This window comes from Gilliamella sp. wkB292 (assembly GCF_001690235.1).
In the GTDB taxonomy this organism is placed as follows: Bacteria; Pseudomonadota; Gammaproteobacteria; order Enterobacterales; family Orbaceae; genus Gilliamella; species Gilliamella apicola_F.
The window spans coordinates 20253-46906 of record NZ_LZGO01000019.1 but is presented as its reverse complement, the minus strand read 5'-3'; the positions used below and the strand labels follow the sequence as shown (position 1 = coordinate 46906).

Here is a 26654-nt window from a genome sequence, read left to right as displayed (position 1 = left end):
CGACTCAATCCAATCCTAACTCATCAATCCCAAACAAATATCAACAACTAAACCACTGTCCAACATGTAGCTCACTTGTTACTAACTATTTTTTTTCCTTTGATTATGCCATTAAAAGTAAACAGTACCGGCCAATAACATTTGTACCTGTGTATAAAGAAAGTATTCCTGAGTTAAAACCACCCAAAATTGCTTAATAGTATTTATCGAACATAAGAAGTAAGTAATTCACAGTCAATAACGCAATAAAAAGCACCTTATGTGAGGCTTTTTATCAAGTTGTATTGAATAAATGGTTATTTTATTTAACTAATTATATTTTAAAGGAATATTATGAAACGTCGAAATTTTATCATCAGTTTTACTGCCGCCTTAGGCGGATTGTTTGCCACTAAAGCTATCGCCAAAATGAATCACGCATCTATGTCTGAAAACGTGTGTGAAGTTAATTCTGATAACTGTAATACGGAGGGGAATATGCACGATCATATGAACATGAATATGAATATGAATATGAATAATACAATGCCACAAAAACTGTTATCGACTTCAGCATTGACACAGGGTAAAAATTTACCTGAGCTCACCAATTTAAAAAATACCAGTAACCAAGCAGGCGTCTTTGAAGCAACGTTACATTTGAAACCGGTAAAAATAGCTTTAACACCCGACATAACCACAGAATTTTGGGCTTATAATGGCATGGTTCCCGGTCCAAAAATTGAAGTGTTTGAAGGTGATCATGTCAAAATTACCGTTAAAAATGATCTTTCACAACCGACGACCATTCACTGGCATGGTTTGCTTATACCTTCAGATCAAGACGGTAATCCACAAGATGCCATTCCTGCAGGCGGTAGTCGAATTTATGAATTTACCATCCCTGAAGGTACGGCTGGAACTTATTGGTATCATCCACATGGGCACAACACGGTTGCTGAACAAGTCTATCGTGGTTTAGCCGGTACATTTATTGTCCGCAGTAAAAACGATCCATTAGCTTCACTACCTGAGCAACATTGGTTCTTTTCCGACTTAAAATTAACAGAAAAAGGGGAAATTGCCGAAAATTCGATGACAGACTGGATGAATGGTCGAGAAGGACAATTTGTGTTAATCAATGGCGCTTACCGCCCAAATATAAAAGTAGAAGGTGCAACACGAGTGAGAATCTGGAATGCGTGTTCAGGTCGATACTTAAACCTTTCGGTACCGGATTGTGATGTTTATTTAGTGGGTACGGACGGTGGCCTAATTGCTGCACCTCACCAACTTAATACCCCCTTACTACTTACCCCAGCTGAACGCGCTGAAGTGGTCATAGTTCCGAAAAAAACAGCCAGCCTTTACTTAGAAAATATCGGATACGATCGGGGTAAAATGGGTAATGTACCACCAGAGCAAAATATCATTCTTTCACAATTCCAATTAACCCAAACAGCCAGTGTAGTTTTACCGGCTAAGCTAAAACAAATACCAACTTTAGGTGAAGCAGTCGCCAAAAAGTCGCTTGAATATACTGAAGTAATGAATAAAAATGAGCCTCGAGGTGGTATGTTGTTTTTAATTAATGGCAAACAGCATGATATGTCACGAATTGACTTAGAAAGTAAACTTCATGACGTTGAAGAGTGGACAATTGTTAACAACTCACATATGGATCACAATTTCCATATACATGGTGCACAATTTATTGTGCAGTCTCGTGAATTAAATGGTACTAAAACAACGCCTGAATTTGTTGCGTTAAAAGATACCACCAATTTACGTCCGCACGAAACACTTGTTGTGAAAATTCAACAAAACATGCCGGGATTACGCATGTATCATTGCCATATCATCGAACACGAAACATTGGGTATGATGGGGCAATTGATGGTGAAATAATCGATTTATCCTCCCTCTTTTCTTAATTTTCTAAATACAGACTATTAAGATTAAGAGGGAGATTTTATTTCGATTAAGATAAATCAACAATCCACAACGAATAAATCCCTTAAATATAAAAATAATTTCAATGATTACGGTAACAAAATAGACAATATCGAGTATATAACAGACTAATTAACGTTGACTATTACTCACATAAAATGACTTGCGTTTGCTTCTCTAATTTTGCAACTAGCAAAGGATCAGCCATATCATTAGTAATCAATGCGGTAATCTCTTGCCATTCGCAAATTTTATATAAACTTTTGCGACTGAATTTAGTGTAATCACCTAAAATATATTTTTTATCCGAATGAGCAATGATCGCTTTATCAACATAAGCATCAGAAGAAGATGGGCTAGAAGGACCGCTCAAATTACTAAAGCCATCAGTACCTAAAAAACAAGCATCTACCTGTATTTCATTAATCATTGACACGGTCCAACCACCAAAAACTGATGAGCTTTTATCACGCAGTTCACCCCCAAATAAAACAACTTGGTTACCAGACGAAATTAGAATATTAGAATAGAAAAATAATCCTTAAAAATCTTACATCTGCACAAAAGCTTTAAAGCTTATCCTATCCACTTGCTAATATAAATTGGCAAGTGGATGTTATCGGTCACTCTTTTTAACAATTTTACTGCCACAACATCTAACCGAGTCAAAATAAGATAGCAGACCTTTAGCCATTTTTCTTTTAACATCAAGAGTAGCTAATGACACTGCTGTAATAATTGTTTTAATTTTGAGAAAAAATGCTAGAATGTTGCCACTATGACTGTGATTAGCTATTGTAAACAACTCCACAAACGCTTTATTATCAAAACTGCCTTATCGCACTTATTATTAGGTGTGATTGCTGCTGGGTTTGGTCTATATCAAGAAAATGCATTACCTGCTCAGCTATCGGTGTCTCAAGTCGGTATTATAGCTATTACCGCAATAGTGCAAGATCATCAAACGCCAATAAAAACGCATATACAATCACTGTTGTTGGTGCAAAAACAACATGATGATAAACAAACCATTTCATTAAATCATTATGATGTCAGTCCCAATATTGTCATCCGATTAACCCCCTACAACGGCATTAGAGCTGGTCCTGAAGCTACTGTTTAAAAATCGATAACTTACTGAAATTAAGTTGTCTTATTTAGATATAAAACATTATTAATCCTATTAAAAAAATAAGAGAAGATCATGCTATTAAAATTATTAACCAAAGTATTCGGTAGCCGTAATGAACGTGTACTAAAAACAATGCGTAAACGCGTAGAAAGAATCAATGCTTTAGAACCACAAATGGAAGCATTAACGGATGATGAGCTAAAAGCAAAAACAGCAGAATTTAAACAAAAAATTGCTGATGGCACCAAATTAGATGATATTTTAGAAGAAGCTTTTGCGGTCGTTCGTGAAGCGAGTAAACGCGTTTTTGGAATGCGTCATTTTGATGTGCAGCTAATTGGGGGTATGGTATTAAATGAACGCTGTATTGCTGAAATGCGTACCGGTGAAGGTAAAACCTTAACCGCAACCTTACCTGCCTATTTAAATGCGTTAACAGGCAAAGGGGTTCATGTCGTCACGGTTAATGATTACTTAGCCCAACGTGATGCTGAAAACAATCGCCCACTATTTGAATTTCTAGGTTTAACTGTCGGTATTAATCTACCTAACATGCCACCGCAAATGAAACGCGATGCTTATAATGCCGATATCACTTATGGTACTAATAACGAATATGGCTTTGATTACCTGCGCGATAATATGGTGTTTACGAAAGAATCGCGAGTACAACGCCCACTACATTATGCCTTAGTCGACGAAGTAGACTCGATTTTAATTGATGAAGCAAGAACACCATTAATCATATCTGGACAAGCCGAAGACAGCTCTGATAGATATGTCAGTATCGATAAAATTATTCCATACTTGGTTCGCCAAGAAAAAGAAGATTCTGATCAATTTCAAGGTGATGGTGACTTTTCTATTGACGAAAAAACACGTCAAGTCAACCTTACTGAACGCGGTTTAATTAAAGTTGAAGAGTTACTAATTAAACAAGGTATTATGAAAAGTGACGAGTCACTTTATGCCCCAAGCAATATTGTGTTAATGCATCATGTCAACGCAGCTCTTCGAGCCCATCACCTGTTCCATAAAGATGTGGATTATATTGTTCGCGATAACGAAATCATTATTGTCGATGAACATACTGGTCGTACTATGGATGGACGCCGCTGGTCTGATGGGTTACACCAAGCAGTAGAAGCCAAAGAACATGTTAAAATTCAAAATGAAAACCAAACTTTGGCATCTATCACTTTCCAAAACTATTTCCGACTATATGAAAAATTAGCAGGGATGACAGGGACAGCGGATACCGAAGCATTCGAATTTAATCAAATCTATGGTCTTGATACCATTGTTATTCCAACAAATCGCCCAATGGTCCGTAAAGATCAATCTGATTTAGTCTATATGACCGAAAAAGAAAAAATCGACGCGATCGTGGCTGATGTACAAGAGTGTGTAAAACGTGGGCAGCCTGTGTTAGTTGGTACGGCTTCCATCGAGAAATCAGAACTTGTCTCTCAAGCATTTAAAAAAGCGGGTATCAAACATAATGTATTAAATGCTAAATTCCATGCACAAGAAGCCGAAATTATCGCTGAAGCAGGTAGTAAAGGTGCCGTGACAATTGCCACCAATATGGCGGGGCGCGGTACCGATATTATGCTTGGCGGTAACTGGCAAAATGAGATCGCTAAACTTGAAAATCCAACCCCTGAAGATATCGAAAAAGCCAAACAAGCATGGCAAACCAAGCACGAAGAGGTAATAGCACTTGGTGGCCTTTACATTTTAGGGACAGAGCGTCACGAATCTCGTCGTATTGATAACCAATTACGTGGTCGTGCAGGTCGTCAAGGTGACCCTGGTGCTTCACGCTTTTATCTATCACTTGAAGACCCATTAATGCGAATTTTCGCCTCAGAGCGTGTTGGTAATATGATGCGTAAACTGGGTATGAAAGAAGGCGAAGCCATTGAACATCCTTGGGTTACTAAAGCTATTGCAAATGCGCAAAAGAAAGTTGAAAGCCGCAACTTTGATATACGTAAACAACTACTTGAATTTGATGATGTTGCCAACGATCAACGTAAAGCAATTTATCGTCAACGAAATGAACTACTTGATAATAGCGATATTAAAGATACCATTGATTCTATTCGTGATGATGTATTTAATGCGCTAATTGATCAATATATTCCACCTCAATCAATTGAAGAGATGTGGGATGTACCTGGACTAGAATCAGCATTAAAAACCGATTTTGCTTTAGATTTACCGATTGCTAAATGGTTAGATGAAGAAGCAAATCTGCATGAAGAAACATTACGTGAACGCATTTTACAAATCGCAAAAGAGACCTATCTTGAAAAAGAAAATAGTGCTGGCTCTGAAGCATTTAGACACTTTGAAAAAAGTGTAATGTTACAAACACTTGACACTTTATGGAAAGAACATTTAGCCGCAATGGATTATTTACGCCAAGGTATACATTTACGTGGTTATGCGCAAAAAGATCCTAAACAAGAGTATAAACGTGAATCATTTAATATGTTTGCAAGCATGTTAGAATCGTTAAAATATGATGTTATTGGTGTACTGAGTCGTGTTCAAATCCGATCACAAGAGGAAGTTGATGAAGCTGAACGACAACGCTTAGCTGAAATGGAAAAGCTCATGGAAAAACAGAAAACGAGCCATGAATCTGTTACTAGTATTGATGGAGATGAACCTGAAACCTCATCGACGCAACCAGTAGTCCGAGCGCAAGCGAAAGTTGGGCGTAATGATCCTTGTCCATGTGGCTCAGGAAAAAAATATAAACACTGTCATGGTGCTGTTCACTAAGATAAAAATTTAGTATCATCAAAACATTATCAAATAAATTGCCGATAATACTCGGCATTTAACAGGTGGGAAAGGATCTCTTTCCCCAAGTTGACTTATAGATAGACAGACAGGATTATGAAAAAACATACTGAAATTGCTGTAGGTATTATACGTTCACAAGATTGTCAAATCTTTATCACTCAACGAGGTGAAGACTCACATCTTGCTGGTTTTTGGGAGTTTCCGGGTGGAAAAGTCGAAGTTGCTGAAACACCTTTTCAAACCTTGCAACGCGAGATCGCTGAAGAAGTCGACATTCATATTCATCATGCGCAATTCTTAAAAACAGTTCAGCATAGTTACGATGATCGCGATATTACTATCCATGCTTATTTAGTTGAAGAGTGGGATGGCGTACCTTTTGCCAAAGAAGGGCAACCGAGCCGTTGGATTGATCAAGAAGATCTCAATGCGGATGAATTTCCCGATGCTAATCGACCTATCATCGAAATGCTAAAAAATTTAGATAAACAAATTTAGCATATTTTTTTAGAATATCCTTTTATACGTTTGATTTTCAAACGTATATCTTCCCATTTTTTAATAAGAAACATAATATTAACTCAAATATTGCTGTTTTAACTTTGTTTTAAAACTTAACTTATAATATACTGCTCTCCTTATTGATATTACTTATCAATAAGAACACTATTTCTAAAATATGAAAAGGAAATGAATACAATGAAAGAATATAAAGTTGTTATTTATCAAGAAGGTGCTTTATCATCTTTACTTTTTGGTGCAGCAAATTCTAATGCTGAAAAATTCTCTGATTTTTTAAATCAAAATGCAAGACAAGGTTGGCGTGTGGTGACAATGGAAAAAGATATGAGACGCCTATTTTTACTTTGGAAACGTGAAGCCTATCTAATTGTGATGGAAAAAGATCGCATATAAATAACCAATATTCATACAGTTTAAAAAAACTGTATGAGCAATATAGAATTGAACTTAGGGTTAAAACTGGTTATTTAAGTTTTTTATTTGATCCAAGGCAGTTTATATCCAAAACTAAACGTCAATTTAAAGATAAAATATCACTCGCTATTTATAATTTAGATTTGACCTTGAAAATCAAACATCAAAATCGATTATTTACACTGTAATCGTTGTTCGGCTAATGCCAAAAAAACAATACCTATAATGATACATAACGCGCCAAGTAAGCGAGTGGTTGTAATTTGCTCATTAAAAGCCACGATCGAAACAAGCATTACCGTTACAACTTGTAAATGAGAAGCCGCAAATGCAGGACCAACCGGTGCTTTTTTTAATAATATCATCCATGTCATAAAAGCACCTGTATAGCCTAAAATAACTAAATAAGCCCAACCATGACTAAAAATACGAATCAACCAATTAAAATTAGCCTCAAAGGGGAGTGCAGCTAATGCCGTTAATTTAAAGCTGGTTTGCCCAAAAGTATCGAAAAATAGTAACAAAATAAAACCAATGATATAAAATTTTTTCATTAGGTTAGCCCCACTAATATCACGCCGAAAGTAATAAAGAATATACCAATAAGACGAAAGGCGGTTAGATGCTCTTTAAATAAAACTCGCCCAGCAATCATAACCGTAATGATGTTAAACGATCCTAATAAAATACCTTGCGACAAGGGGACTTCACTTAAAAAAGCTAACCAAAAAATAAAACCAACAAAATAGGTAGCAAAACCTAACCAAAGCCAAAAATTACCAAACAATTTTTGCCAATAGTGTAAACCTTGTTGATGTTTTGACGTTATGGCAGCATATTTAAAGGCAATTTGTCCGACAGTATCACAAACTAGATTAACTAACCAAAGCGTAATAATTAAGGCTGACATGGCTGACAAATTCCATGTATTTCAAGCACACTATGTTTTATTAAAAACTGACTTTGCAATGCTAGTAGCTTGAGCTGTGTTTCAATATCTTCTGAATGCTTTTCTATAATTTGTTTACATTTATCACAAATAAATAAAATTGAAATATGCTCTGGATCATGAAAATGCGGGCATACAATATAACTGTTAGATGATTCAACTTTGTGAATAAAACCTTGTTCGAGTAAAAACTCAAGTGCACGATAAATTGTCGGTGGTTTTGCTTGTGGTTCACTAACTTTCAATAGATCTAACAAATCATATGCACTCATCGCTTTATTTGCTTTCAACATGATATGTAAAACAGTACGCCGCTGTGTTGTCAGTTTTATACCGCGTTTTTTGCATAACATTTCAATCTTTTCAATTAGCAGATTGTGCATTCGGTTTCCCTTCACTTTTGATTATTATTTATTACGTGCTGCTTTTTTTCGTCTTATCTCTTTAGGATCATTAATTAATGGACGATAAATTTCGATGCGATCACCATCATTAACTAACGTATTAAAATCACAGCGCTTACCGTAAATACCAACTAGATGCTCATCTAAAGTAATTTGACATAACGATAAGATATTGGATTTTGTTATTGCTTGCAATACATTCGTTTGTGCACTAACTTCTAAATTAATGACGGTTGCATTATTAGGTAAAGCATAAACAACTTGAATATTTATCATACTAATAAATCTGCCTTGCTCGTGTTGAAAATGCATTGACCATGTTAGTCATAACTTCTTTAAACACCGGGGTAAAAGCAATATCAAGTAGCTTATTTTTAAACTCAAAATCTAAACTAAAACTGATTTTACTGTGAGTATCACTCACTGGAGTAAATTGCCATCTGCCAGACAGGTGTTTAAAAGGGCCTTGCAGTAATTTCATCTCAATTAAATGCGGCTCATTAATCTGATTTACAGTAGTAAAAGATTTTTTAAAGCCTAACTTTTCAACTTCAATAAATGCCGTTAACTTATTATCTTGTTTGCTAATAATGCCAGTTGCGATACAATCAGGAACAAATTCTGGGTAACGAGCAATATCATTAACCAATGCAAACATTTGTTCAATTGAATAAGGCTCGATAACTTCGTGAAAAACGTGTGCCATAAGAATAAAATAAAAAAATAAAATTATTGGCATATAGTATCACGTAACTCTATAATATCGCACATTATGACTAAGAAAAAATCACACAAGCCGGGTTCGGCAACAATTGCATTAAATAAACGCGCACGCCATGAGTACTTTATTGAAGAGGAAATTGAGGCGGGATTATCTCTACAAGGTTGGGAAGTAAAATCCCTGCGCGCAGGTAAAACTAACATTAGTGATAGTTACGTTTTACTCAAAGATGGTGAAGCATGGTTATTTGGTGCAACAATTACGCCATTATCAGTTGCATCATCGCATGTAGTATGCGATCCGATGCGTACACGTAAATTGCTGCTTAATCAGCGTGAGTTGAACTCTCTGTTTGGTCAAATAAACCGTCAAGGTTATACCGTTGTGGCCCTCTCTTTATATTGGAAAAATGCCTGGGCTAAAGTAAAAATTGGTTTAGCCAAAGGTAAAAAAGAATACGATAAACGTACCGACATTAAAGAACGCCAATGGCAGGTTGATAAAGCGCGAATTATGAAAAACGCCAATCGTTAATAGTCTAGCTCATAAAAAAATGGCTAGGCTAACGGTGGCGAATAATTTTTGGCTCAATAAAAAAGGCATGATGTTTTAGTTCTTTAAAGTTAATCAGCCGATCGATGACCTCAACACAAGTATGTGCCATGGTTTGAAAGTCTTGAGCAATCGCATCTGTTGGGTAATAACAGTAGTCAAGATAGATATTATAATCATAAGAGCATAAACAAATTTGATTAGGATCTATTTTGATCTCGACCAAATAACTCAGTACCTCTTGCAATAAATTGCATGAAGGCGTAAAAATAGCTTTAGGTAACCGTCCTAATTTTTCATGAACACCTTTGATTAACTGATACCCTTTATTTTGACAATAATCATCACACACTAACCAATCGTGTTTGAACTTTAATCCCGCAGTTTTCAGCCCTTGCTTGAATCCTTCAAGTCTTGCATGAATCGAGGTTAGTTGTATATCACATCCAATAAAATAAAACTCTTCTAGTTGTTTAGCATAAGGAATTATCAAATCAGCAACTGACTTTACAGATTCACTGGTGATAAAAGGAAGTTTGGTATCCTTTAAATAACGATCGAAAAACAGTACGGGAGTCTGTTGGTTAATGTTTACATAAAAATCATCACTATCTAAAGATGTCACAACAATCATCGCATCAACGCAACGTTCGACCAAATTTTGCGCCACTTTAATTTCGACCTCGGGATTATAATGACTACAAGTGATTAAGAGTTGGATATTTTTTTGTCTAAACGAGGCTTCTAAATGGTGTAAAAACATCGAAAAAAATGAATTAGACATATCCGGCACAACAACGCCAATGGTATTTGTGCTATTCGCTTTAACTAAATATTGACGAATATGAGATTGATCACTGTATTGCTGAGCAATCGCTAATACCCGCTGCCGAGTTTGCGGGGAAATTCGATATTTTTTATCTCGTTTATTAAAAATATGGCTGACGGTCGTTGCCGACACACCAGCCAAACGAGCAATATCATTGAGCTTTAATTTATTACTCGCCATACACATTACCTTATTTTTAACGTGGAGTACGCTGCTGTTTATTAGGGAACGCAGGATTGTGATTTGCCGATGGATTTTGATACCAATAAGCCACACTTGCGATATCATCACAACGTTCATACAATCTTATATCATCGTTACCAATTTGTTGAAAGGCTAACTTGATATTTTTGTGAAATGCCACCGGATCAGGTAAATGCCAACGATATAAACCATGCATCGGCAAACCATCATCGCCAAAGCCATGTACAGGATTTGCATCACCTGTCTGGAAAAAATCACGTGTTGCATCACGATTGGTTTGATAAGGGTAACCCATAAACAGTGTTTGAAAACACTTCGCTTTTGGGCGTCCTTGGCTATCACGATTATGAAATGCCCAAGCGCCACCAAAATAGTCTTCAGAACCGGTTGAATGTTGTGTTGGATAATCGCTATCATCATCAAGATAGAATTTAAACTCCCCTTCTCCCCACCAATAACGTTCTAGCGCCGTTAAGGCTAAGTAGGTACCTACATAATAACCCTGTCCTTGAACATTATCTAAAATGACATAATCTTGGGCATATTGAGTAATGCGTTGTCGGCGCCATTGCGCATGAAAATAAAGCGGCGCTTCAAATGGTTTTGGCATTAACGCATAGTTCACTGTAAAAAAGAAATGTTGCAAATCAGCCTCATGCTCATTTTCAATTTCAATGCGTGCTTTTTTATTAAAAGGCATTCTAAAATAACAATTAAAGCCGCCCGTTGGATTAACCACAATTGGCATTGAATTTATATCACATCTTGCACCAAAGCCATTACAGAAAAAGTCACCAATTGGACTCTCAACTGATGGTACGGTTTCATCATCCCAATAAATGCGTATAACAACATCACGAAGTACAAAGCTTCCGCGATGTGTTCTATCAGTTAAAGTAAACCACATATGGCGAATTTCGGCAGGACCCGTTATTTCGGCTATGGTCATCTTTCTACCGGCAGGGATTGAGATACAGCCTTGCCCTTTTCGACTCGGTCCTAAAGCGCTGGCCTTCATACATGATTTGCCTTTTTCGCCAGTCATATTTTCGGGCGAAATAGTTCTGGTTTGTTCAAAGTGAAACTGCGTAACTGAATTGAATATATTCATTTTGAATCCTTAATATGTTTTATTAAATGTAATTTGTTTAGCCAAATTAAAAACGTGTTATGAATCTTAACTAGCTTACTTCTCTGATGATTTGACCTTTTTGTCACGGCTTAAGAACAGCATGGCAAAAATCATGAAACCTAACACGACTAGCCCTAAATTATTAAAGGTGGTTGCTGCACCAGCAGTATCATAAACTTGCCCAACATAGGTAGAAAACAATATCACCCCAACCGAACCTGCGACCTGATAACCAATTAAAAATACCGTTGCCGACAAACGCGCGTTAAAGTTGTTATCAATATATTTAAATACTGATACTAAAATGGTTGAAATTTCTAAACAGTGCATCAGTTTAATTACTGAAATAATGGCAATACTCTCGACATGACCGGTTAAAAAGATTCGAGATGCTGAAATAAAAGCGGCAAAAATAAGGGCATTTTTCGCACCAACACGGTTAACCACAAATGGTACACAAAACATCACGGCTGCTTCTAAAAATACTTGGAATGAATTTAATATGCCGTATAAACGATAACCATCATTTACATCATTAAATTGCTGGGTAAAGTAAACCGGAAATAACTGTTGATCGTAAATATTATAAAGGCTGTAAGTGCCAAGCACATAAATCACAAATATCCAAAACTTCTTAAGCGCAAACACTGAAACAATCTCATTAAAACTTAACTTATCTTTCTTTTGAAAGACTGCTGCCGATGATTTGCTTAAATCCGGTTTGAAATTAAGGTTGAGTATCATAAAGCAAATGCCCACTACTGATGCCGCCCAAAAATTAAGATGCGGGTTAATACTAATTAAGATGCCAGCAATAAAAGTACCTACGGCATAAGCAATACATCCCCAAGTGCGACATTGACCAAATTCAAAATTAAAAGCCCGACTGATCTTTTCGCAATAAGAGTCAATCAGTCCCATGCCTGCAACCCAACCAAAACCTAAAAAGAAGCTACCAAAAATAACACCAAAGTAAAAACTATTCCGTAATAGCGGCTCATAGACATAAATTAAAGCGGGCGCCGCGCAGGTAATTATGATGCTTTGAAACCAAATTAAATGTTTTTTTAATACTAATTTATCTTGATAAACACCATAGATAATCATAATGATCAAGGAGATAAAGTAATTAAACGAATAAATAATTCCGGTTTGTTTAGCCGTTAAACCAATCTCCTTGCTTAACCATATTGCATAAAAAGAAAAAACAAAACTCCCTGCTGCATAGTACATAAAGCTATAACATGAAGCGAACCAATAAGTTGGCTTTCGATAGAAGGCATTTGTCATAATTTATCCTTTAAAAAGTGAACAACTGAAATTGAGTATGAATAGCTAAAAATTTAGCTTTAAAAGGTTTATTAGATAAATGTGATCAACATCAAAGTTATTTTGTTGCCACAAACAAAATGCAATAAATCAGAGGTGAAAAATTAAAAGGATGACAAAAAACTGAACAATTACCCCAACTATCATCTAACGATATAACCAGTAACGTGACATATTTTTAGTATATAAATTTTGTTGCGCATTTTGATGAAAGTTCGTCATTTGCAACGGATTGTTAAATAACCTAAAACTATTATACAAAATAGGATTAAGCATACTTTTTCGGGATATGATTGTTTTATGAGATTTAAACACATTCTCAGCCTTTAAAGTCCGCTTTAATGGATATAATAATAGTGACTAAGTCCATTTAATGGTAACACTACCAAGTGACAAGTGAAGTAGCCTTAAAAGTACAATATTTAACTTAAACCTAGCCATTGATTGTTTGCACAAAAAAAGATTAGTTTGTAGGTAAGACTGATTAGCCAATTAACAGCATCATTATGCAATATTTATCAATATTATATGTTGTTTTTCTTTAATATTGATAATAAACAACAGCCTTGTAAGAAAATTATCCAGATTTTTTGTTCTATTATTAGCAATAATATCTCTAAATAGTGATAAAACGTTTGATAAAATCGACAGATTCAAACCAGTAACGAAATAAAAATTAATTAAAAATAACCGCATTCTCGCGGTTATTTTGATAAAACCCGTTAAGCTTGAAGCGGCAATAATTTACCGTCTTGTTTAACAAATGATTGATTAACATGCACACCTGTACTGTTTTTGATACTAAGTGGCTCGCTAATAACATTATCAACAATAACATTGTTAAATAAAATGGTGTCGGCATTTTCAATAAAAAAGCCCTTACCTGCCTCTGGTTTGACATCTTTAAACATGTCAACTTCGCCTGCTTGCGCATCAATTTGCATCGATACTCGAATATTATCAAATGAAATATTGGCAATTGGCGATTCAGGTATACCATATAAAAAACCAGCATAAGCACGCACATTTTTAGCAATAATGTTGGAAAAACTAATATTATGACATGCGGGTGTTTGTTCATTAACTGGTAATGCTGCTTTATTCCAGACAATGGGATCATTACCTTTAGGACCACAATAGTAATAATAGTTCATCACAAATGCCGATAACACCTCATCCATAACGATGTTACTAAAGGTGATATCTGAAATTGCACCGCCTCGACCACGACGGGTTTTAAACCTTACACCTCGGTCGGTTTTTTGAAATACGCAGTTCGTAATGGTCACATTACGAATACACCCACTCATTTCACTCCCTAATACCACTGCACCATGCCCATGAATCATATTACAGTTAGTAATTAAAATGTTTTCACAAGGGCTTTTATCAACAGTCTCTTCTGTACCTGCTTTAATTGCAATACAATCATCACCAACATCAATATAACAATTAGAAATTCTCACATTACGGCAAGATTCTGGGTTGATACCATCCGTATTTGGTGAATCAGCGGGATTAAGAATCGAGATGTTATCAACCACCACATCGTTTGATTCCATTGGATGCACCGTCCAACTTGGTGATTGTGTTAAAAATAGTTTTTCAATCGTGATACGCTCACAAAAATCAAATCCGATCAAATAAGGTCTAGGGTATTTCAAATTAGTGCGATCATTGCGAAAAGTGTGCCACCATTTTTGGCCATTACCATCGATTTTTCCACCGCCGGTGATTATTACGTTCTCAATATTATGACCATATATACATGGCATATAAACATCTTGTTTTACCCCTTCCCAACGCGAATTGACCACGGGATAATCTTTAGCATCATCGGAAAACAATAAAGTTGCACCTTGTTCAATCACTAATGTCAGATTACTACAAAGTTTAATAGCGCCGGTAAAATAGGTACCAACTGGAACAATTAAGGTTCCTCCACCTTGTTGTTCAATATGTTGTATCGATTTTGCAAAAGCTAAGGTATTAATCGTAGTGCCATCACCAATTGCACCAAAATCTTTAACTGAAACAGTCGTCATTTTTTATCCTTTACGTGTTACTTTGTGAACTATCCACTAATCTGATAGCAAATAGTTCACGATATATGGCTAAAATCAGAACTAGCATTACTGGCTAATCCTAGATATTTATTCAATGATTGTTATTTTGCTTGGGTCTTTTTTGGATTTAAAACCAATGTTGTTATTGCCAAAGCAATTTTCATAAGCAACCCCTGATAATTCTTCAACCACTTTTTTAGTTTCTGGCGTAACATCAGCCATTTTTCCACCACCGCGAATACGAGCGACTTCATTAATGATGATTGAATGCGTTGCATGATCAAGCTTCATTCTCCAAGCGAAGAAAGCACCAATAAGTGCCATTCCAACAACACCATACAAAATAATGCCATTAATGGCATCAATTGCACTTTGTGGCTGAACATGAGATTTTGATTCAAAACCATATGCGCTTAAAATAATACCAAGTACAAATACAATTGAAGCGCGAACTAATTTACCCGCCATAGTCATTGCGCCAGCATAAACCCCTTCACGACGTCGATTAGTTACCACTTCATCAACATCAGCCAAAAATACGTATACACTCCATGGAATATAATATACGCCCCCCGTACCTAGACCAAACCAGATGGTAATACCCACAACAATCCAAGTGATATTTGGCAAGTTAAGATAATAAATACCGACATAACCAATCATCGATGAAATTACGATGAGTAATGCAATAATAAACGGTTTTTTAAAGCCTTTTTTTGCACAATACATCATAAAAAAGGCTGTCGAAACTAGCTGGCAAATACTACTTAACGAGTTCATTGAAGCGACAAATGAGCGAGGTTCACCTAAACTAAACACAATGAAATAGGTAAATACTGCGGTAAATAACCATTCAGCACCAAATCCAAATAGATACATGCCTAAATGCGTTCTAAAAGTTTTAATACGAAATGTTGATAAGATGTCGATAATAAGCTTTTTAATAGCTTCAAAAAAGCTATGTACAGATTCATCTTTTACTTCTTCTTTAGGTTTTTCCCAACTATTACAATACAGTAAAATCAACGCGACGATCATAATCGCTGCGTAAGTGATCCCCGTTAATAAGAAAGGCGTTGCTGAATCTTTACTATAATAGTAAAAATAGATGCCCGGTATAGCAGCACCTAAAAAGTTAGCCACTTTACCAAACATTGCTTTTGAACCAGTCAAATAAGTCCGCTGTGAAAAGTTAGATGTCATTTCAACTGGTAAGGTATTAAATGGGATCATAATGCTGGTATAGATGATTTCAAATAAGATGTAAGTTATTAAGTAATACCAAAACCCCATACCATCAATCCATAACATTGGATAGATGAGCATTAAAGGTATGCCAATTAAAATAAAGAATCGGCGACGCCCAAAACGTTGTCCTATTTTTGTTTGGTAAAAGTTGTCAGTAATAAATCCCATTAATGGATTAAGAATCACATCCAAGTAAGTTGCAATAGAAAAAATTAATGCTGCTTGAACGACACTTAAACCACAAAAAGTTGTATAAAAATAAAGCAGCCAAGCCCCGCTAATTGCTAAAGCGCCACTGCCAATTAAATTACCACTTCCATACGAGAATCTTACTAACCATGTAATTTTTCTCTCTTTTTTATTCGTCATGAATGATACCTATATTATTTATAAAAAAAACGGGCCCCTAGCATTAAGTCCACAAGGACTTAACGACATGATTTATCATTGAATAAAAATTTATTCTTAGAGGGTTACGCCACTTTTAAGGATGGCTAAATTTTTGAAATTATTTTTTTCATTACAAGTTTGTTGTCCATTAGCTACCTGTACGATGTAATCAATAAATTCTATTAATACTGTTTTCATTGAAATGCCTTGAATTAATTTTCCGGCATTGAAATCAATCCAATTCACCTTTTTCTCTGCTAATTGTGTATTAGTTGCAATTTTGACGGTTGGCACAATGCCACCATAAGGCGTTCCTCGACCAGTAGTAAATAACACCATGTGACAACCAGCTGCTGATAAAGCGCCAGTGGCAACAGCATCATTCCCTGGAGCACTAAGTAAATTCAAACCATGCTTGGTTAACATTTGTCCATATTTAAGTACATCAATCACTTTACTGCCCCCTGCTTTTTGGGTACAACCGAGTGATTTTTCCTCTAATGTGGTAATGCCGCCAGCTTTATTCCCGGGGGAAGGATTTTCGTAGATGGGTTGATTATTCGAAATAAAATATTGTTTAAAATCATTAATCATATGAACTGTTTTATCGAAAGTCGATTCATCAATGCAATGCGACATTAAGATATTTTCAGCACCAAACATTTCTGGTACCTCAGTGAGCACACTAGTGCCACCATGTTCAATCACATAATCAGAAAAAAGACCTAGCATTGGGTTTGCGGTAATACCTGAAAAACCATCCGATCCACCGCACTCTAACCCAAATTTTAATTCACTCAAACGACCGGCTTCACGTTTATCGTTTTTCATGACAGCGTAAAGTTCTCTTAAAAGAACCAATGCGGCTTCAATTTCATCCTCTTCTTGCTGAGCAACAAGAAATCGCACTCGTGACGCATCATAGTCACCCAAATCGGCTTTGAATTCCGAAATTTGATTATTTTCACAACCTAATCCAATAACCAGCACAGCACCCGCATTAGGATGTTTGACTAAATCTTGTAAAATAATTTTAGTATTTTTATGGTCTTGCCCGAGTTGCGAACACCCATAAGGATGTTCAAGAACGGTAATCCCATCAATTTCTAATTGATTGTTTAATTCTGCACAAAATTGTTTAACAATTTGCTGAGCAATGCCATTAATACAAGTTACAGTTGGGATAATCCATAACTCATTACGAATACCAACCTCACCATTTTTACGACGATAAATATTGATTTCTTTATCTGGTATGGCATGTAAAGAGTCATTAGTTGCTAACTGAGGATGATATTTATAATCATCAATATCACTTAAATTGGTTTTTAAATTGTGTGAATGAATATGCTCACCGGCTTTAATTGCACAAGTTGCATGGCCTATCGGCAAACCATACTTAATAATATTTTCACCTTGCGCTATATCGTGAAGGGCAAATTTATGCCCTTGTTTGACTGGTTGTTTTAAATCAATTGTATGACCATCAACAATAACATTTTCTTCATGTGCTTCTAAATCAGATAACGCCACCGCAACATTATCTTTATTATTTATTTTTATAAATTTAATCATTACATCGCTCATTTTATTTGCTACTGACAACGCATTTTTCAATTGCTTGACGCATACCATCCTTGGTAATGACCGTTAAATATTGCGTTATGGTTTGTGCTAATTGCGGAATAGTTAATAAATCATGTTCCCAATGTGCTTTATCGCTTAATATCGTGTGTACAAGTTGATCTATAGTTTGTTTACCTTCGGCTATATTCGTCCAACCAGCATGAAAACGTTCCAACCAAATAGCATCATCTTGTAATGGATAGGTTTGGTTGTTTCTCACTCCACGATAAAAAGCCATAAGTGCGGCAAATGAGAAAACTAAATGGGTTGGTAAAACACCTTTTTCTTTTTGATAAGCGATTAATTGTGGAAGAATACGAGTTTTAAATTTAGTCATGCTGTTTAAAGCTATCGACATTAATTGATGTTCAATAAATGGGTTTTTAAAACGGCTGATCACAGACTGGGCAAAATCCACTAACTCTTGATGTGGTAAATCTAAAACAGGGATAATTTCATCAAAAATAGTCTCTTTAATATAAGATAAAATTTGTGGATCATTCATTGATTCACCTACCGTATCAATCCCTGATAGATAAGCAACTGGTACTAAAGCTGTATGGGCACCATTTAAAATAGCGACTTTACGCTCTTTATATGGCTTGATATCATCAACAATTTTGATATTCATATTGCATTTATCAAGGCATAATTTTTCAGCTAACCATTGCGGTCCTTGAATAACAAAGAGATAGAAGTATTCAGCAGAATCAATAAAGTTATCTTTATAACCTAATTGTGCCTCAAGCTCAGTAATTTGTGCTTTTGGGTAACCCGGTACAATCCTATCGACAAGTGTAGAACAGAATAAATTGTCATTTTCGATCCATGCAATAAATTTGTCAGACAAGTTCCATTGTTTAGCATACTTTAATACAAGTTTTTTAAGTGCATCACCATTGTAATCAATCAGTTCACACGGAATAATAATTAAACCACTCGCTTTACTGCCCGCAAAGTGAGTAAATCTTTCATATAAAAAAGCGGTTAATTTAGCTGGATAGCTAGCCGCAGGGCGATCGGTTAATTTATCCCCCTCAACATAACTAATGCCGGCTTCTGTTGTATTCGAAAAAATAAATTGGATATTCGGATCTTTTGCTAATTCAAGATATTCATCGTATTGAGTATAGACATTTATCTCATTATTCACTGAGCGAATCATTCTAAACTCTTTTACTGCTTCGTTTTTTTCGTTTAAACCACGAATCAATGTGGTGTATAGTCCATCTTGAATACTTAATGAAGGTGGAAAATCAGTATTTAGTGGACGAACAATGACAACGCCAGCATCAAGATCTGTTTTTTCATTTAGGATATCTAATTGCCAATCTAAAAAAGCTCGTAAAAAATTACCTTCGCCAAATTGAACAACACGTGTCGTATATTTTGCACCCGGAAAATCATTTCTGTTTAATGTTTTCATTACTCTAACTCTTCTTTAATTAATCTAATCACAACAACTTAATGCTTCTTAGCTTAGTTCAATGCCAAAATAGTTTTTCGCATTATCAAAACTAATATTTTTAACCATTTGACCTAATAGCTCGATATCACGTGGCGCTTCACCATCTTCTACCCAACGACCAATCATTCGACATAAAATACGTCTAAAATATTCATGACGAGTATACGAAAGGAAGCTACGGCTATCGGTTAACATACCCACAAAACGACTTAATAAACCGAGCTGTGCAAGCTGTGTCATTTGGCGAATCATGCCGTCTTTTTGATCATTAAACCACCACCCAGAACCAAATTGCATTTTGCCGCGGACACCTTCACCTTGGAAATTACCTATCATGGTGCCTAAAATTTCGTTATCAGACGGGTTTAAACAATAGAGTATTGTTTTAGGTAGTGCATTTTGCTTAGCTTGCGCATCTAATAATCGAGAAAGCGGCTGCGCAATAGGTGAATCGTTAATTGAATCAAATCCAACATCCGGTCCCATTAACTTAAACATTTTTGAGTTGTTATTCCGTAACGCACCAATGTGGTACTGTTGTACCCATTCACGTTTGTTATATTCACTACCCAAAAAGATTATGACTGCAGTTTTGAATTGTGCTGTTTCTTTGGCACTTAACATTGCACCTGCTAACCGCTTGGCTAAGATAGCATCGAGCTCTTTCTCACTTGCTTCTTCATAAACAACTACATCTAATGCATGATCCGAAACTTTACAACCATGTGCAGCAAAGTGATCCATTCGTTTTGATAATGCTTGGCAAAGTTGTTGGAAATTAGTAATAGCCACATCAGCGACAGCAGATAATTTTTCGATATAAGCTACAAAAAACTCAGAATCAATATTAAATGCTTTATCTGGGCGCCAACTTGGTAGAACTTTAATATCAAATGAACTATCTTGGGCAATGGTTTTATGGTGGATTAAATCATCAATAGGATCATCGGTTGTCCCTACCATTTTGACATTCATTTTTTTCATAATGCTACGTGCAGAAAACCCTTTAGTTTCGAGCATTGCATTGCATTTGTTCCAAATAGTTTCAGCCGTTGATGGGGACAATAAAATGTTATCAATACCAAATGGTCGACGTAATTCTAAGTGAGTCCAATGATATAAAGGATTACCAATAGTATGGGGCACAGTTTCAGCCCAGGCTTTGAATTTTTCGAAATCACTGACATCTGTTCCTGTACAGAATTTTTCAGCAACACCATTAGTACGCATAGCGCGCCATTTGTAATGATCACCTTTAAGCCAGATGTCATATAAGTTTTTAAACTGATAATCTTTTGCAATTTGTTCCGGTGGTAAATGGCAATGATAGTCAAAAATGGGTTGATCAGCCGCATAATCATGATAAAGCTGACGAGAAAACTCGGTATCTAGTAAAAAATTTTCAGTTAAAAAACGCATTTTATTCTCCCAATAATAATTAATTATCTGATGACATAAAATCGTGTGTAATCAGATCAATTTATTCGTTATATTTATTGATGGTGCCTTTAAAATTAACTCAATTGCAACAGTGGCTAAAAAATGAAGTTAACTTAAAATAACGAATGGCTTAATAAAACCAATGTTATTGGCTAGCGCACCAACAATTAAAGCAAAGATAGTACTAGCATGAAGCCAAACTACTCTATCGGTTAATCCGTTTACAGTTAGATAACGATTTAACAAGCCAAATACACAGCAACAACATAACAATAGTTTTGCGTTGTCATATCCATCATGGCTTTTAAAACTGGTATGCTAACAGCTATCGGATTACGTGTTAGATGAACAAGTATCATTCTTATCGTTATTAAAGCGATCACATACCAACGCAGATTGCTATTGTTTTATCCATCTCACCACGCCCAATATAATGTGCCGCATAATAACATGTCTGATAACTTAAAAAGTTGACATACATCACATAATTTAAACATAAGAATATCTGATAGGATTTTTATCTGTCTGCCAACCTTAATGATTCGTGTTCTATGTAAAAAAAATAAAACAATCTTATTTAACTCCAATCAATTAGATGTTATTTTAAGATGATGATTAATTAAGGAGCTATATCAAAGTCATCATGACCCAAGAACAAAACGAATATCAAAGGCTTTACCAAATTATCGCAACGGAATTAAAAAACCGCATAATCAAAGGTATTTACCCAGTGGGTAGCAAATTACCTTCGGAAAGATTAATTTGTGAAGAGCTAAAAGTAAGCCGTTCAGTAGTTAGAGAAGCCATTATAATGCTGGAAGTTGAAGGGTTTGTTGATGCTCGAAAAGGGTCAGGTATTCATGTTATAGCTAACAGCATGCAATCTAATCCTATTGATTCTCCTGTGGGTTTGAATTTTGCAACAACTGGACCTTTTGAATTGCTGCAAGCGCGTCAACTAATAGAAAGCAATATCGCAGAATTTGCCGCCACACAGATCACTAAAGATGATATCGTCAATTTATTAGAAATTCAGCATAATGCCAAAAAAGAAGACCATTATCGTGATTCTAATTGGGATTTAAAATTCCATACCCAAATTGCCATGATAACGCGTAACACGGCACTGATAACCATTGTGCAAGAAGCATGGCAACAAAGAACCTTAAATCCTTTATGGAAAAAGCTTCACGAACATGTTAAACAGCAAGACATTGAAAGCTGGTGGGAAGAACACGATAAAATTTTAGAAGCGTTGATCAATCGCGATCCTAAAGCGGCTAAATTAGCTATGTGGCAACATTTAGAAAACACCAAAAAAATGCTATTTGACGCAGCAAGTGAAGATTTTGAGACTAAACGTGATCACTATCTTTTTTCTGATAATCCTGTTGTGAGTATTAATGAAGAAGATTATGAATAATCCGCTACCTCATTAACGTTCAGAATAATTATTAACACCAATCAAATGAAAATACACATAGCAACAAGCTGACGCATTTCGCCAGCTTGTTATCTGTCATTATTTTTTTATTACTTTAAATTATTATCGTTGGTCATCAATAGTAACACCAGCAGGTGGAGTAAACTGAAACTTTTCTAATGAAACTTTACCAAGTGTTTGACGCGACAAGTCATAAAAACTGCGCTGTCCATCTTCTTCAATAATCGTAAAGCTAGAAATCATTCCTGTTGGTAACACTGAGATAACAAAGTCTTGATTTGTCCCATCTGTTGGTTTTAATGTAAATGAGTCTTGCTTTCGTGTGACATTATACGCATTCCAAATAGGATTATGGCTATCTGTAATAAGTAACATTAATCTGTTATCAACAGCCTTTTTTAAATCCATCACACTTACTTGCTGAACCGCTGGGGTATAGACCCACATATTTTTTCCATCTGAAATAATAGATGTTTCATCTGGTTCATTCATTGTCCAATTAAAGTAATAAGGTCTTGTTACCCACAAATCACCTTTACCTTGTTGTACTACTTGATTATCAGCGGTTTTCACATCTTGAGAAAACCGCGCATAAAAGCCATCTATTTTATCCAAACGTTGTTGCAGTACTTCTTTATCGCCGGCCCATGCCGATACACTAACCAATAGCCCTATTAACACTAAAATCTTTTTCATGCCTAATCCTTTTATTTTTATTTGGCAGTATTTAAATTAATTTTGAGACCAAAATTGTTTTAAAATATTAACGTTTTTCAATTAGCTAAGAAAGATATTTTCTTTTATTTTTAACTTAACCAATAAGCAGTATATAATAGCTCCAATTTTATAAATTTGGATAGATATTTACTATGCCTAGCCTATCTTTTGAGTTTAGTACTGATGAATTTAAACCGTTAGCGGCTAGGATGCGTCCTAGGGATTTATCGGAGTATATCGGGCAATCTCAGTTACTTGGCGAAGATAAACCATTACCTAAAGCTATCAAAGCAGGTAATTTACACTCCATGATTTTGTGGGGCCCACCCGGTACAGGCAAAACAACATTAGCCGAAATTATCGCTCATCATGCCAATGCCAAAGTTGAAAGAATATCCGCTGTAACGTCAGGCATTAAAGATATCCGAGAAGCGATTGAGCGCGCCAAAATTAATCAGCAAGCTGGGATTCGTACAATTTTATTTGTCGATGAAGTGCATCGTTTTAATAAAAGCCAGCAAGATGCTTTTTTACCTTATGTGGAAAATGGCACCGTAACTTTTATTGGTGCAACCACAGAAAATCCCTCATTTGAATTAAATTCTGCATTACTATCAAGAGCAAGAGTTTATTTGCTAAAATCCTTGACCAATAATGATATAGAGCTGATTTTACAACAAGCCATGGACGATCCGGAGCGCGGATATGGCAATCGAAATATTATTTTACCGGATGAAACGAAAAAACAGATTGCCGAATTTGTAGGTGGCGATGCTAGGCGTGCACTTAATACACTTGAATTATTAGTCGATATGTCTGATGGCCAGGCACTAACACCAGAATTACTTAAAGAAGTGATAGGTGAAAGAAGTGCCAGATTTGATAATCAAGGTGATCGTTATTATGATCTTATTTCGGCCGTGCATAAATCGATTCGAGGCTCATCACCCGATGCTGCGCTTTATTGGTATGCAAGAATTATTACCGCTGGTGGTGATCCACTTTATGTTGCTCGACGATTATTAGCTATTGCCTCGGAAGATGTCGGTAATGCCGATCCGAGAGCCATGCAAGTAGCACTTGCCGCTTGGGATTGTTTTACACGCGTTGGCCCAGCAGAAGGAGAACGCGCAATTGCACAAGCTATTGTTTACCTTGCTTGTGCGCCAAAAAGTAATGCTGTTTATCTTGCATTTAACCAAGCCATGAAAGATGCAACATCAAAACCCGATTATGACGTCCCTGAACATCTACGCAATGCGCCAACCAGTTTAATGAAAAATTTAGGTTATGGTGCACAATATCGTTATGCACATGATGAACCAAATGCCTTTGCAGCTGGCGAAAATTACTTTCCACCAGAAATGGCCGACAACAAATATTACCATCCAACACAACGTGGTGCTGAAAAAAATTATGCTGAGAAACTTGCCTGGTTAGAAGCACAAAATCAAGCTAGTCCAAATCAACGTTATAAGACGCCAAAAAATTAATCTTCTTAATCGAGTTTCGCTTTTTTAGTCAAGCTATTCTTACCTTGCATCCTAAAATTGGTCCGATAAAAAAGGTATTATTTATTAATTACAATTTATTAATAGACAACTTTTATTGCGTTAGATATAATCCGCGCCGCTCGTTATTTTCGATTTACCAATATATTTTTACAACAATAGATATAATAAAAGTAATATAAGGAATATAGCAGTGATCAGTTTAATGAATAAACACCAGTTCAACGTAATTTTCTTTTTAGTTCTTTTATTACCGTTTTCTCCACTATCGTATGCATTTTTAATCGCACAAACAGTTAAAACCGTTCATGGCAACCATCCATCTTTATCCTCAGACATCGAAAAACATATCGATGATTTACCACTATTTGGATTAAATTTTGAGGGATTAGATTATTATGGCGATGAAGAAGTCGATAAAATACCCCTTGTCCTAAGTTACCCATTTATCAATAAATTTAAAGTTGCAAATATTAAACAACCTGATAGCAACCAATATATTGATCTAGATGGTGATCAGCTTGATTTTTTAAGTACGGCTAATGATATTGCAATGAGTTGGTACTATACCAATGCGCAAAATAAATTAGTGCAATTCACCCCAAAAACGACCGATACTTTTTGTTCATTAGCGCAAAGTAAAATCGTGGGTCCCTATAAAGTTAAATTAGCGGCTGATTTACTTCTATTTTCAAAGTTTGGTGATCCCGATGCTAACGAATATCCTAACGAACTTATTTCTGCTCATCCTGGTAAAACTTATTCAATATTGAAAGAAGCCGGCGTGTGTTATGCTAAACCCGTATTATTACCTACAGCGGCAACCGCTAGTGCTGCCAATCAATGGGATAAAAAAAATGGCTTTTTGACTCAGTCCGTTAGCGAATCTGACAAAAACTTTCCCACAACGGGTTTTTATGGCGCACAATTTGATTTGTTACTCAATCAACAAGAACTTGCCAGTAATTATGATTGGAAAATTGTACAAGGCAGTGAGCTGACAACCTTAAAATTAAACCCAAGTTTAAATAAAATTACTGTCGCATTTGATACTGATGATGCTAAAGATACAGGTAAAGCTTGGCAGTACGTTATCGGATCTGGTACGGGTTATAAAGTTATTGTCCAAGGTCACAATAAAACGACAAACTATAATCTTAACTATGTGTTTACTTTAACTAAATGGTTTTCAGGTTATAATAAAACCAATATTGGTATGCCTAAAGCAACCATTGACACCGCACCAAATATAGCCAAAGGTTGTAAAACTTTAGATGGACATTATCGGATCAGCTACCCTGATGAAGTCAGTAATGCCACATCTAAAGTAGTTGGTACTAGAGTGGTGTTCACTCGAGAAATTGGTACATTACTTGGTGAATGGGGCGATCCATCACAAACCGCTTACCCTAACTCTTGGGCTCCAGCTACAACGCAATCAACTTTATACAAAAGAATTTGGTTGTACGACCCTAATAAAAAGGCTTATTGTGACTTACATACCTACAATGCCATATATCACTGTTCCGCTGAAACCGATAGAAAAGCTGGGGTATGTACAGCTGTTCCTGAAAGTGATACCAATTAATACTGGTATCAAATAACTTCCTTCCTTTTTATCACTAAACAAATAACTTTTTATAACAATCCCCCCCTCTTAATAACATATTTTTAACTGTGAGGCTTTTTTCTTAATTACACTAACTTATTAATTATATAACTATTTTTTAACTCATTATTGAATAATAATGCGTCAATCTAAGGAATTAACGATCATTACGATCTTATTGATCGACTAAACCTA

24 protein-coding genes and 2 pseudogenes are annotated in these 26654 nt (G+C 35.7%); 10 read left to right on the top strand and 16 right to left on the bottom strand.

Translation table 11 applies throughout. The features are described from left to right. Together A9G09_RS12970 and A9G09_RS01445 are read left to right on the top strand one after the other, a co-directional pair. Window positions 1–197: hypothetical protein (locus A9G09_RS12970; RefSeq protein ID WP_218056780.1), on the top strand; the 197-nt coding region annotated here is incomplete at its 5' end. Window positions 198–333: 136 nt separating this feature from the next. Continuing rightward, window positions 334–1887, top strand: a complete 1554-nt coding sequence (locus A9G09_RS01445; protein WP_081297436.1) for a multicopper oxidase family protein — start codon at window positions 334–336, stop codon at window positions 1885–1887. A 190-nt stretch (window positions 1888–2077) separates the two neighbouring features. Here A9G09_RS01445 and A9G09_RS01440 read toward each other — a convergent pair. After that, window positions 2078–2458 (bottom strand): annotated as a pseudogene (locus A9G09_RS01440) (DeoR/GlpR transcriptional regulator); the annotation flags it as partial. A 252-nt stretch (window positions 2459–2710) separates the two neighbouring features. On the opposite strand from A9G09_RS01440, the gene A9G09_RS01435 reads away from it, so the two are divergent. From A9G09_RS01435 to A9G09_RS01420, 4 genes are all read left to right on the top strand, one after another. Next, window positions 2711–3055: a hypothetical protein gene (locus A9G09_RS01435; RefSeq protein WP_065633141.1), complete on the top strand. Its 345-nt coding sequence runs from the start codon at window positions 2711–2713 to the stop codon at window positions 3053–3055. A gap of 81 nt (window positions 3056–3136) precedes the next feature. Then, window positions 3137–5860 (top strand): preprotein translocase subunit SecA, encoded by a 2724-nt coding sequence (gene secA / locus A9G09_RS01430; protein WP_065633140.1) that lies wholly within the window; start codon window positions 3137–3139, stop codon window positions 5858–5860. A gap of 117 nt (window positions 5861–5977) precedes the next feature. Continuing rightward, window positions 5978–6382, top strand: a complete 405-nt coding sequence (gene mutT / locus A9G09_RS01425; protein WP_065633139.1) for an 8-oxo-dGTP diphosphatase MutT — start codon at window positions 5978–5980, stop codon at window positions 6380–6382. A 201-nt stretch (window positions 6383–6583) separates the two neighbouring features. After that, entirely contained in the window at window positions 6584–6799 is a 216-nt protein-coding gene (locus A9G09_RS01420) for a DUF4177 domain-containing protein (RefSeq protein ID WP_065633138.1), read from the top strand. Between the two features lie 194 nt (window positions 6800–6993). On the opposite strand, the gene A9G09_RS01415 is transcribed toward A9G09_RS01420, so the two are convergent. From A9G09_RS01415 to A9G09_RS01395, 5 genes are read right to left on the bottom strand one after another with little or no spacing between them, the layout of a single operon-like run. Then, window positions 6994–7374, bottom strand: coding sequence for a multidrug efflux SMR transporter (locus tag A9G09_RS01415; protein ID WP_065633137.1), 381 nt, complete (start codon window positions 7372–7374; stop codon window positions 6994–6996). Beyond that, entirely contained in the window at window positions 7374–7730 is a 357-nt protein-coding gene (locus A9G09_RS01410) for an EamA family transporter (protein ID WP_065633136.1), read from the bottom strand. The genes A9G09_RS01415 and A9G09_RS01410 overlap by 1 nt, the downstream gene beginning before the upstream one ends. Next, a complete protein-coding gene (gene zur / locus A9G09_RS01405) occupies window positions 7718–8152 on the bottom strand; it encodes a zinc uptake transcriptional repressor Zur (protein WP_065633135.1) in 435 nt (144 codons plus the stop codon). The genes A9G09_RS01410 and zur overlap by 13 nt, the downstream gene beginning before the upstream one ends. 24 nt (window positions 8153–8176) lie before the next feature. Further along, entirely contained in the window at window positions 8177–8449 is a 273-nt protein-coding gene (locus tag A9G09_RS01400) for an RnfH family protein (RefSeq protein ID WP_081297434.1), read from the bottom strand. A gap of 1 nt (window position 8450) precedes the next feature. Further along, on the bottom strand, window positions 8451–8912 hold the full coding sequence (locus tag A9G09_RS01395) for a type II toxin-antitoxin system RatA family toxin (RefSeq protein WP_081297433.1): 462 nt from the start codon (window positions 8910–8912) through the stop codon (window positions 8451–8453). Between the two features lie 33 nt (window positions 8913–8945). Here A9G09_RS01395 and smpB point away from each other — a divergent pair, with 33 nt between their 5' ends. Beyond that, complete coding sequence (gene smpB, locus A9G09_RS01390) at window positions 8946–9428, top strand: SsrA-binding protein SmpB (protein ID WP_065633133.1); 483 nt, start codon at window positions 8946–8948, stop codon at window positions 9426–9428. Between the two features lie 28 nt (window positions 9429–9456). Here the strand turns inward: smpB and A9G09_RS01385 are convergent, their stop codons facing one another. The 9 genes and pseudogenes from A9G09_RS01385 to A9G09_RS13150 all read right to left on the bottom strand — a co-directional run. Further along, complete coding sequence (locus A9G09_RS01385) at window positions 9457–10455, bottom strand: substrate-binding domain-containing protein (RefSeq protein ID WP_065633132.1); 999 nt, start codon at window positions 10453–10455, stop codon at window positions 9457–9459. Window positions 10456–10471: 16 nt separating this feature from the next. Beyond that, complete coding sequence (locus A9G09_RS01380) at window positions 10472–11590, bottom strand: glycoside hydrolase family 172 protein (protein ID WP_065633131.1); 1119 nt, start codon at window positions 11588–11590, stop codon at window positions 10472–10474. A gap of 75 nt (window positions 11591–11665) precedes the next feature. Then, window positions 11666–12901, bottom strand: a complete 1236-nt coding sequence (locus tag A9G09_RS01375; protein WP_065633130.1) for an oligosaccharide MFS transporter — start codon at window positions 12899–12901, stop codon at window positions 11666–11668. A 761-nt stretch (window positions 12902–13662) separates the two neighbouring features. Further along, on the bottom strand, window positions 13663–14985 hold the full coding sequence (locus tag A9G09_RS01370; protein WP_065633129.1) for a glycoside hydrolase family 28 protein: 1323 nt from the start codon (window positions 14983–14985) through the stop codon (window positions 13663–13665). A 108-nt stretch (window positions 14986–15093) separates the two neighbouring features. Next, complete coding sequence (locus A9G09_RS01365; RefSeq protein ID WP_065633128.1) at window positions 15094–16623, bottom strand: MFS transporter; 1530 nt, start codon at window positions 16621–16623, stop codon at window positions 15094–15096. Between the two features lie 96 nt (window positions 16624–16719). Next, window positions 16720–18219 (bottom strand): UxaA family hydrolase, encoded by a 1500-nt coding sequence (locus A9G09_RS01360; protein WP_065633144.1) that lies wholly within the window; start codon window positions 18217–18219, stop codon window positions 16720–16722. 13 nt (window positions 18220–18232) lie between these two features. After that, a complete protein-coding gene (locus A9G09_RS01355; RefSeq protein ID WP_065633127.1) occupies window positions 18233–19696 on the bottom strand; it encodes a tagaturonate reductase in 1464 nt (487 codons plus the stop codon). Window positions 19697–19744: 48 nt separating this feature from the next. Beyond that, on the bottom strand, window positions 19745–21157 hold the full coding sequence (uxaC, locus tag A9G09_RS01350; protein WP_065633126.1) for a glucuronate isomerase: 1413 nt from the start codon (window positions 21155–21157) through the stop codon (window positions 19745–19747). Window positions 21158–21289: 132 nt separating this feature from the next. Continuing rightward, window positions 21290–21406, bottom strand: a pseudogene (locus A9G09_RS13150) (hypothetical protein); the annotation flags it as partial. Between the two features lie 415 nt (window positions 21407–21821). On the opposite strand from A9G09_RS13150, the gene exuR reads away from it, so the two are divergent. After that, window positions 21822–22601 carry a transcriptional regulator ExuR gene (exuR, locus tag A9G09_RS01345; RefSeq protein ID WP_065633125.1) on the top strand — a complete coding sequence of 260 codons (780 nt, stop codon included), beginning with the start codon at window positions 21822–21824 and terminating at the stop codon, window positions 22599–22601. A gap of 123 nt (window positions 22602–22724) precedes the next feature. Here exuR and lolA read toward each other — a convergent pair whose 3' ends face one another. After that, window positions 22725–23318, bottom strand: a complete 594-nt coding sequence (gene lolA, locus A9G09_RS01340; RefSeq protein WP_065633124.1) for an outer membrane lipoprotein chaperone LolA — start codon at window positions 23316–23318, stop codon at window positions 22725–22727. A gap of 173 nt (window positions 23319–23491) precedes the next feature. On the opposite strand from lolA, the gene A9G09_RS01335 reads away from it, so the two are divergent. Together A9G09_RS01335 and A9G09_RS01330 are read left to right on the top strand one after the other, a co-directional pair. Continuing rightward, complete coding sequence (locus A9G09_RS01335; protein ID WP_065633123.1) at window positions 23492–24832, top strand: replication-associated recombination protein A; 1341 nt, start codon at window positions 23492–23494, stop codon at window positions 24830–24832. Window positions 24833–25055: 223 nt separating this feature from the next. After that, on the top strand, window positions 25056–26438 hold the full coding sequence (locus tag A9G09_RS01330) for a hypothetical protein (protein ID WP_141671496.1): 1383 nt from the start codon (window positions 25056–25058) through the stop codon (window positions 26436–26438). The last annotated feature ends 216 nt before the right edge of the window (window positions 26439–26654 follow it).